Source organism: uncultured Ralstonia sp. (assembly GCA_913056305.1).
GTDB lineage: Bacteria > Pseudomonadota > Gammaproteobacteria > Burkholderiales > Burkholderiaceae > Ralstonia.
In genome coordinates, this window is record CAJXMR010000192.1 from 1 (window position 1) to 8,813 (window position 8,813).

The following is an 8,813-nucleotide window of genomic DNA, read 5'->3' on the forward strand; positions in this document are numbered from 1 at the left end:
CACCCGCTGGAAACCACCGATCTGTCCTACTTCTGGATGCCGTTCACGGCCAACCGCCAGTACAAGGCCGCGCCGCGCCTGCTCACGTCGGCCCAGGGCATGTACTACCGCGACGCCGACGGCCGCGAGGTGCTGGACGGTACGGCCGGCCTGTGGTGCGTGAACGCCGGCCACAGCCGCAAGGAAATCGTCGAGGCTATCGCCACGCAGGCCGCCACGCTGGACTTCGCGCCCACCTTCCAGATGGGCCACCCGATGGCCTTCCGCGCTGCCGAGAAGGTTGCCGAGATCATGCCGGAAGGCCTGAACCGCATCTTCTTCGTCAACTCCGGTTCGGAGGCGGTGGATACCGCGCTCAAGATCGCGCTGGCGTATCACCGCGCGCGTGGCGAAGGGCAGCGTACCCGCCTGATCGGCCGCGAGCGCGGCTACCACGGCGTGGGCTTCGGCGGCATTTCGGTGGGCGGCATCTCGCCGAACCGCAAGGCGTATTCAGGCAACCTGATCCCGGGTGTCGATCACCTGCCGCACACGCATGCGCTGGAGCACAACGCGTTCTCCAAGGGCCAGCCGGCCTGGGGCGAGCATCTGGCCGACGAGCTGGAGCGCATCGTCACGCTGCACGACGCGTCGACCATCGCCGCCGTCATCGTCGAGCCGCTGGCCGGTTCCACCGGCGTGCTGGTGCCGCCCAAGGGCTACCTGCAGCGACTGCGCGCGCTGTGCGACAAGTACGGCATCCTGCTGATCTTCGACGAGGTCATCACCGGGTTCGGCCGCCTGGGCGCGGCTACTGCAGCGGAGTTCTTCGGCGTCACGCCCGACCTGCTGACGATGGCCAAGGGCATCAACAACGCCGCCGTGCCGATGGGCGCCGTGGCCGTGCGCCAGTCGCTGCATGACACCATCATCGACGCCGGTGCGCCGGGCGCGATCGAGCTGTTCCACGGCTATACGTATTCCGCGCACCCGCTGGCTGCCGCTGCGGCCGTGGCGGCCATCGACCTGTACCGCACCGAGGGCCTGTTCGAGCGCGCTCGCGCACTGTCGCCGGCGTTTGAGGCGGCGGCGCATTCAGTCAAGGATGCTCCGCACGTGAAGGACATCCGCAACCTGGGCCTGGTGGCGGGCATCGAGCTGGAATCGCGCCCGGGAGCCATCGGCGCGCGTGCGTATGAAGTCTTCCTGAAATGCCTGGAGCGCGGCGTGCTGGTGCGCTACACCGGCGACATCCTGGCGTTCTCGCCGCCGCTCATCATCGACGAGGCGCAGATCGCGCGCATCTTCGATACCGTCCGTACCGTTCTGCAAGAGGTAGCTTGAGATGAACCGACCGATCGATCCCGCTGTGACTGAATCTGTGGTCAGCCACTACATCGGGGGCCAGCGTGTTGCCGGCAGCGCCACGCGCAGCGCCGATGTGTTCAACCCCGCCACCGGCGCCGTCAGCGCGCAGGTGCTGCTGGGCGGCAAGGCCGAGGTGGATGCCGCCGTGGCCGCCGCGCATGCCGCCGCCGCGGCCTGGGCCGAAACCTCGCCGCTCAAGCGCGCGCGCATCCTGTTCAAGTTCAAGGACTTGCTCGACCAGAACCACGACGCGCTCGCTGCCGCCATCACGCGCGAGCACGGCAAGGTGTTCTCCGATGCCAAGGGTGAGGTCACGCGCGGCATCGAGGTGGTGGAGTTCGCCTGCGGCATTCCGAACCTGCTCAAGACCGAGTTCACCGACAACATCGGCGGCGGCATCGACAACTGGAACCTGCGCCAGCCGCTGGGCGTGGTGGCGGGCATCACGCCGTTCAACTTCCCGTTCATGGTGCCGATGTGGATGGCGCCGGTGGCGCTGGCCTGCGGCAACACGTTCATCCTCAAGCCGAGCGAGCGTGATCCGAGCCCGAGCCTGATGATTGCCGACCTGCTCAAGCAGGCCGGCCTGCCGGATGGCGTGTTCAACGTCGTGCAGGGCGGCAAGGATGCGGTGGATGCGCTGCTGGCGAATCCGGACGTGCAAGCGGTTTCCTTCGTCGGCAGCACGCCGATCGCCGAGTACATCTATTCGGAAGGCACCAAGCGCGGCAAGCGCGTGCAGGCCCTGGGCGGCGCCAAGAACCACCTGGTGGTGATGCCGGATGCCGATCTCGACCAGGCCGTCGATGCACTGATCGGCGCCGCCTACGGTTCGGCCGGCGAGCGCTGCATGGCAATCTCGGTGGCCGTGGCGGTGGGTGACGTGGCTGACAAGCTCGTGCCGCGTCTGGCCGAACGTGCGAAGGCGCTGAAGATCGGCAACGGGATGAATGCCGACAGCGAGATGGGCCCGCTGGTGACCGGCCCGCACAAGGCCAAGGTGGAAGGCTATATCGCCCGCGGTGTGGAAGAGGGGGCCAAGCTAGTGGTGGACGGTCGCGGCCACACGGTCGACGGCCACGGCGAGGGCTTCTTCACCGGCGGCACGCTGTTCGACCACGTCACGCCAGACATGACGATCTACAAGGAAGAGATCTTCGGCCCGGTGCTGTCGGTGGTGCGCGTGCATGACTTTGCGCAAGCCGTGGACCTGATCAACGCGCATGAATTCGGCAACGGTGTGTCGTGCTACACCAGCGACGGCGGCATCGCCCGGGCCTTTGCGCGGCAGATCCAGGTGGGCATGGTCGGCATCAACGTGCCGATTCCGGTGCCGATGGCGTGGCACAGCTTTGGCGGCTGGAAGCGCTCGCTGTTCGGCGACCACCATGCCTACGGCGAGGAAGGCGTGCGTTTCTACACGCGCTACAAGAGCGTGATGCAGCGCTGGCCGGATTCGATCGCCAAGGGCGCGGAGTTTGTCATGCCGACGGCCAAGTAAGCGCTGGGGGCCATCTCAGCGCAAATGAAAAAGGGAGGCAATGCCTCCCTTTTTTTGTGCGCTCGCAGCACGGAAATCCTCCTGTCATAACGGTTTGATATTGACGGCCATGGGCTTGCCATCCGGCCCCATCACAATGTCATAGCTGACACGCTGGCCTTCACGGAATTGCTGCCACCGTGAAAACCGGATTTCCGAATCCCGCATAAAAGAAGAGGCAGCGTGCATTTCTGCACCTGCCTCGGCGGGCGGATCAACTTGAATCGGTTCATCTTCAATTCGGCCGGCCATTGCTTTCTCCCGAGTAGGGTCCGTCAAACCAGACCACCGTTTCCGGCAGCCCTCCGACAGCTTCATGGCAAACACGTACTGAACAACCTAACAAACTGATGCCTTGGGGGCTTAGACCGGCGCACCGCCCGCCCGGAAGCGGTGCGCCATCCTCTGATCGTTGCAACGATCTTGGCGGGTCTGGTCCCCAGCCTTCGGTTTAAGCCGCCTGGATATTCGAGGCTTGCTTGCCCTTCGGGCCTTGCGTGATTTCAAACGAAACGCGTTGACCTTCCTTCAGAGTCTTGAACCCCTGCATGTTGATGGCGGAAAAATGCGCGAAAAGGTCCTCGCCGCCTTCATCCGGGGTAATGAAGCCGAAACCCTTTGCGTCGTTGAACCACTTGACGGTACCAGTAGCCATGATCTTGAACGTGAAGTTGAGAAATCGATCGGCCGCCGGCCAAAAACGACAGCAGGCAGACGAGGCCAAACCGGCCAAACGATCGTTTGGTGAATATATGCTTGGCGCGTCTCCTCGTCAAAGCCTGTTTGTTCACAATTTCATCCGGATCAGTGGGGCATCTTGTTTACGAGCACGCCTGGCGACTGCATCAGGCTTCCCGCCGCCGCACCATCGGTGCAAACACCCGCACAACCGATAGGAATTTCACCTAACATTGAGTGGCTTCTGCCGCACTCTGGCGGCCCTCGGCATGGTGCTGGGGTTGGCTTTGCGGCAGATGGCGCACGAAAATTGCGCCCGCGCCCCTCGTCATCCAAGCAAGCGGCCTCCTCATGACGACTGCCACCGCCAGCACAATCACCAAAAAACCCGCATTGATGGCCACCATGGTGGGCGCAATCGGCGTGGTCTTCGGGGACATCGGTACCAGCCCCCTGTACGCACTCAAGGAGTGCTTCAACCCCGAACACGGCGTGCCGTTCTCCGACCAGACCGTCTATGGCGTCCTGTCGATGCTGTTCTGGGCGATGACGCTGGTGGTATCGATCAAATACGTGGTGTTTGTGATGCGCGCCGATAACAACGGCGAAGGTGGCATCCTCGCGCTCACGGCGCTGGCCATGCGTGCCAGCGGCGGCGGCGCCCGCATCACGGGCACCCTGATGCTGCTGGGCCTGCTGGGCGCCAGCATGTTCTACGGCGATGCGGTCATCACGCCGGCCATCTCGGTGCTGTCGGCCATCGAAGGCATGGAGATCATGACGCCCGCGCTGCAGCCGTGGGTGCTGCCGCTGTCCTTGATCGTGCTGATCGGGCTGTTTTTGCTGCAGAAGCACGGCACGCACGTGGTGGGTCGCCTGTTCGGGCCGGTCATGGTGATCTGGTTCGTGCTGCTGGGGCTGATCGGGTTGGCATCGGTGGTGCGTTCACCGCAGATCTTGGTGGCGTTGAGCCCGGTCTATGCGATCGAATTCATGTTCCGGCACGCCGTGCAGGCCTTTGTCGTGTTCGGCTCAGTGTTCCTGGCGCTGACGGGTGCCGAGGCGCTCTACGCCGACATGGGCCACTTCGGCGCCCGCCCGATCCGCTACGCCTGGTTCTACATCGCCATGCCGTGCCTGCTGCTGAACTACTTCGGCCAGGGCGCGCTGCTGCTGCGCGAGCCGTCGGCGGTGCAGAACCCGTTCTTCCTGCTGATGCCGACCTGGGCCGTGGCGCCGATGGTGCTGCTGGCGACGGCCGCCACCGTCATCGCGTCGCAGGCGGTCATCTCCGGGGCGTTTTCGATGACGGCGCAGGCGGTGCACCTGGGTTATGCGCCGCGCATGAAGATCCTCTATACGTCGGACGTGGAGATTGGCCAGATCTACGTGCCAATGGTGAACTACGTGCTGTTGCTGCTGGTGGTGGCCGTGGTGCTGGCGTTTGGCAAGTCCGACAACCTGGCGGCGGCCTATGGCATTGCCGTGACGACCACCATGCTGCTGACCACCGGTCTGGTGACGGTGGTGATGCACAACGCCTGGAAGTGGAGCGTGCCGGTGGTGGCAGCACTGGGCACGGTGTTCCTGGCGGTGGACCTGTCGTTCTTCGGCGCCAACCTGCTGAAGATCGCGGCCGGCGGCTGGTTCCCGCTGCTGCTGGGCGGCCTGATCTTTTTCCTGATGGTGACGTGGCACACCGGCACGCAGCTGCTGAGGGCGCGCAATGTGGAGGGCGGCATCCCGCTCGAGCCGTTCATGGAGAGTCTGCTGCGCAATCCGCCGTATCGCGTGGATGGCACGGCGGTCTACCTGACCCCGAGCATTGAGTTCGTGCCGCTGGCGCTGTTGCACAACCTCAAGCACAACCACGTGCTGCACAGCCGCGTGCTGTTCATCCATTTCCGCACGCAGGCCGTGCCGTACGTGGAGCCGGCCAAGCGGCTGGTCGTCAAGACCCTCGCGCCCGATATCTACACGGCCGTGGCCGATTTCGGCTTCAAGGAAACGCCAGCCGTGGACGAAATCGTCAGCGCGGTGGGGCAACGGCTCGGCATCGTCTTCGAAGACATGGAGACGTCGTTCTTCATCACGCGCGCAACCGTTGTGCCATCGACGCTGCCCGGTATGGCGATGTGGCGCGAATCGCTGTTTGCGTGGATGCAGCACAACAGCGCCAAGCCGTCGGATTTCTTCCGGATTCCTGCCAACCGGCTGGTGGAGCTGGGCAGCAAGGTCGAGATCTAGCCCGCCGCCTGGGCGGGCTTACGCGAAGCGGGTCACGCTGTCACCGCGGCAGAATGCCAGCAGGGTCAGATGCCCCGCATTGGCATGCGATATCGCCAGCGACGACGGCGCTGAAATGGTCGCCAGCAGCGGCACACCCACGTGCACGCATTTGCGCACGAGTTCGTAGCTTGCGCGGCTGGTCATGACAATGAAGCCGTCGGCGGGGCGAATGTCCAGGCGCGCCAAGTGGCCAATCAGCTTGTCGAGCGCGTTGTGCCGGCCGACATCTTCCAGCACATGCAGCGGTGCGCTGCCACCGGCGGGTACCCAGCCGGCTGCGTGCAGGCCGCCCGTGAGCGCATTGGCCGGCTGATGGGCGGTCATCGCTTTCAGCGCGTCGAGCACCTGTGCATCGGGCAAGGCCTCGACCCACGCCGGCGGCACGAGCGGCACGGGTGCAATCTCGAAGGTCTGCAGGCTCTCGATGCCGCACAGGCCGCAGCCGGTCGGGCCCGCCAGCGCGCGGCGGCGCTCCTTCAGGCGGACGAAGCAGTGCGAGGCGATCTCGGCGTGGACTTCCAGCCCGTGGGGGTGGGTTTCCACGTCGGCGCCACGCCAATCGGCTCGGCTGTCGACGATGCCCTCGGACAGGGCGAAGCCCAGCGCAAAGTCTTCCAGGTCGGTCGGCGAGGCCATCATCACGGCATGCGTGATGCCGTTGAAGACCAGCGCGACAGGTGCCTCGTCGGCGACGGCGGTGGCGGCATCTTCGTGCTTGCCGTCGCGGGTGCGTTGCGTCGCCGTGGTGGAGACCACGGGCAGGCCGGCGGGATGGCGGCTGTGCGCGTTCATACGGGATCGGCGAGCGCAACGGTGCGCCCGGCGTCAGTCAGGTGGATCAGCCAGCGCGTGTCATCCATGCGCACGCTGAGTAGCCCCGCATCGGCCAGCGGGTGCAGCGCCCGCAGCACCGTACTGGCGCGCTCGCCCATACGCTTGGTCAGCCACGGCAGCGACACGGAGCGCCCCGGCTCGCTTTCACGCAGCGCGGCCAGCATGGCGTTCTGCAGCGGTGACATCAGGCTTCGGCCGCAGCTGCCGTCTTGGCGTCGGCGCTGCGTTTGATTTGGCTCGGCACCAGCATCACCGGAATCGACTTGGACGTCGGCGTGCGCGCCTGGTCGGCCACGGAGGAGAGCGGCACCAGCGGATTGGTCTCGGGGTAGTACGCCGCCAGGCAGCCGCGTGGGATGTCGTAGGCCACCAGGCGGAAGCCGTCGGCGCGGCGCGTGATGCCGTCTTCCGACAGCGTGATCATGTCGATCCACTCGCCATCTTTCATGCGGATCGTGCGCAGGTCTTCTGCGTTGATGAAGACCACGCGGCGCTGGCCGAACACGCCGCGGTAGCGGTCGTCCATGCCATAGATGGTTGTGTTGTACTGGTCGTGCGAACGCACCGTGGCCAGCGTGAAGACGGTGGCATCGGCATGGCGCTCGCGGGCGCGGTGCACCGGCGTGTCGGTCGGGATGCCGTGCAGGTGAAATTCCGCCTTGCCCGACGGCGTGTTCCAGATGCGCTCCGACGCTGTGTTGCGCAGGCGGAAGCCGCCCCGCACGCGGATCTTCTCGTTGAAGCCGGCAAAGTCGTCGAACACGGCTTCGATGCGCCCGCGGATGCGGTCGTAGTCTTCCACCAGCCAGCGCCAGGGGATGGTGCTGTCGGGCAGTGTGGCCTCGGCCAGCCGCGCCACGATGGCCGGCTCGGACAACAGGTGCGGTGATGCCGGCGGATTGATGCCCGCCGACATGTGCACCATGCTCATCGAGTCTTCCACTGTCACGCCTTGCGTGCCGCCAGCCTGCTCATCGACTTCGGTACGGCCCAGGCAGGGCAGGATCAGCGCGGCCTTGCCGTGCACGATATGGCTGCGGTTGAGCTTGGTGGTCACGTGCACGGTCAGGTCGCACTGGCGCAGGCCGGCCCATGTGGCAGCGGTGTCCGGCGTGGCCGCCGCGAAGTTGCCGCCCATGGCGAAGAACACGCGCGCGGCGCCGTTGCGCATCGCCTCGATGGCGCCGACGGTGTCGTAGCCGTGCGCGCGCGGCGGCGTAAAACCGAACACTTGCTCCAGCCGGTCCAGGAACGCGGGCGCGGGCTTCTCGTAGATGCCCATGGTGCGATCGCCCTGCACGTTGCTGTGGCCGCGCACCGGGCACGCGCCGGCACCTGGGCGGCCGATGTTGCCGCGCAGGAGCAGCAGGTTGACGATCATCTGGATGGTCGCCACCGAGTGCTTGTGCTGGGTGATCCCCATGCCCCAGCAGGCGATCACACTGCCGGCCTTGATGTAGGTGTCGCCGGCCTGGCGGATCTCGGCTTCGGGCAGGCCCGACTCGGCCTCGATGGTCGCCCACGATTCGGCGCGCACGTCGGCGGCAAAGGCCTCGAAGCCGCCGGTGTGCTGCGCGATGAAGGCGTGGTCGATGATCGACGGCTCGCCGCGGCTGCGGGCCACGTCGTCGTGCTCGATCACATGCTTGATCAGGCCCTTGACGGTGGCCAAATCACCACCGATACGGAGTTGGTGATACTCAGTGCTGATGCGCGTCGAGCCCAGCGTGAGCATCTCGGCCGCGCTCTGCGGGTTGGCAAAGCGCTCCAGCCCGCGCTCGCGCAGCGGGTTGAACGACACGATGGCCGCGCCGCGCTTGGAGGCCTCGCGCAGCTCACCCAGCATGCGCGGATGGTTCGTCCCCGGGTTCTGGCCGAAGATGAAGATCGCGTCGGCGCGGGTGAAATCGTCGAGCGTGACGGTGCCCTTGCCGACGCCGATGCTGCCCCGCATGCCCGTGCCGGACGGCTCGTGGCACATGTTGGAGCAGTCGGGGAAATTGTTCGTGCCGTACGCGCGCACGAACAGCTGGTAGAGGAAGGCCGCCTCATTGCTGGTGCGGCCGGAGGTGTAGAAGATCGCCTGGTTCGGATCGGGCAGCGCGCGCAGGTGCTGCGCGATCAG

General features: G+C 65.7%; 8 protein-coding genes. 3 read left to right on the top strand and 5 right to left on the bottom strand.

What is annotated here, in order from left to right; translation table 11 throughout:
* Nucleotides 1–6 precede the first annotated feature (6 nt).
* Together QZ609_RS21155 and QZ609_RS21160 are read left to right on the top strand one after the other, a co-directional pair.
* Nucleotides 7–1,323 carry an aspartate aminotransferase family protein gene (locus QZ609_RS21155; protein WP_295499219.1) on the top strand — a complete coding sequence of 439 codons (1,317 nt, stop codon included), beginning with the start codon at nt 7–9 and terminating at the stop codon, nt 1,321–1,323.
* Nucleotide 1,324: 1 nt separating this feature from the next.
* The gene (locus tag QZ609_RS21160) at nt 1,325–2,848 is read left to right on the top strand and encodes a CoA-acylating methylmalonate-semialdehyde dehydrogenase (RefSeq protein WP_295499170.1); all 1,524 of its coding nucleotides are present in this window, start codon (nt 1,325–1,327) and stop codon (nt 2,846–2,848) included.
* Between the two features lie 84 nt (nt 2,849–2,932).
* Here the strand turns inward: QZ609_RS21160 and QZ609_RS21165 are convergent, their stop codons facing one another.
* Both QZ609_RS21165 and QZ609_RS21170 read right to left on the bottom strand, forming a co-directional pair.
* Entirely contained in the window at nt 2,933–3,205 is a 273-nt protein-coding gene (locus QZ609_RS21165; RefSeq protein WP_295499173.1) for a cold-shock protein, read from the bottom strand.
* 133 nt (nt 3,206–3,338) lie between these two features.
* A complete protein-coding gene (locus QZ609_RS21170; protein ID WP_003265287.1) occupies nt 3,339–3,542 on the bottom strand; it encodes a cold-shock protein in 204 nt (67 codons plus the stop codon).
* Nucleotides 3,543–3,916: 374 nt separating this feature from the next.
* On the opposite strand from QZ609_RS21170, the gene QZ609_RS21175 reads away from it, so the two are divergent.
* A complete protein-coding gene (locus tag QZ609_RS21175; RefSeq protein WP_295499209.1) occupies nt 3,917–5,812 on the top strand; it encodes a potassium transporter Kup in 1,896 nt (631 codons plus the stop codon).
* A gap of 18 nt (nt 5,813–5,830) precedes the next feature.
* On the opposite strand, the gene fdhD is transcribed toward QZ609_RS21175, so the two are convergent.
* The 3 genes from fdhD to QZ609_RS21190 all read right to left on the bottom strand — a co-directional run.
* Nucleotides 5,831–6,646 carry a formate dehydrogenase accessory sulfurtransferase FdhD gene (gene fdhD / locus QZ609_RS21180; RefSeq protein WP_295499211.1) on the bottom strand — a complete coding sequence of 272 codons (816 nt, stop codon included), beginning with the start codon at nt 6,644–6,646 and terminating at the stop codon, nt 5,831–5,833.
* Nucleotides 6,643–6,873 (bottom strand): MarR family winged helix-turn-helix transcriptional regulator, encoded by a 231-nt coding sequence (locus QZ609_RS21185; RefSeq protein ID WP_295499214.1) that lies wholly within the window; start codon nt 6,871–6,873, stop codon nt 6,643–6,645. The genes fdhD and QZ609_RS21185 overlap by 4 nt, the downstream gene beginning before the upstream one ends.
* The coding region (locus QZ609_RS21190) for an FdhF/YdeP family oxidoreductase (RefSeq protein ID WP_295499217.1) at nt 6,873–8,813 on the bottom strand (1,941 nt) is incomplete at its 5' end. The genes QZ609_RS21185 and QZ609_RS21190, both read right to left, overlap by 1 nt.

Coding starts and splice junctions, on each gene's coding strand:
- QZ609_RS21160 (WP_295499170.1), top strand. CDS start 1,325: ATGAACCGACCGATCGATCCCGCTGTGACTGAATCTGTGGTCAGCCAC.
- QZ609_RS21165 (WP_295499173.1), bottom strand. CDS start 3,205: ATGAAGCTGTCGGAGGGCTGCCGGAAACGGTGGTCTGGTTTGACGGAC.
- QZ609_RS21170 (WP_003265287.1), bottom strand. CDS start 3,542: ATGGCTACTGGTACCGTCAAGTGGTTCAACGACGCAAAGGGTTTCGGC.
- QZ609_RS21175 (WP_295499209.1), top strand. CDS start 3,917: ATGACGACTGCCACCGCCAGCACAATCACCAAAAAACCCGCATTGATG.
- fdhD (WP_295499211.1), bottom strand. CDS start 6,646: ATGAACGCGCACAGCCGCCATCCCGCCGGCCTGCCCGTGGTCTCCACC.
- QZ609_RS21185 (WP_295499214.1), bottom strand. CDS start 6,873: ATGTCACCGCTGCAGAACGCCATGCTGGCCGCGCTGCGTGAAAGCGAG.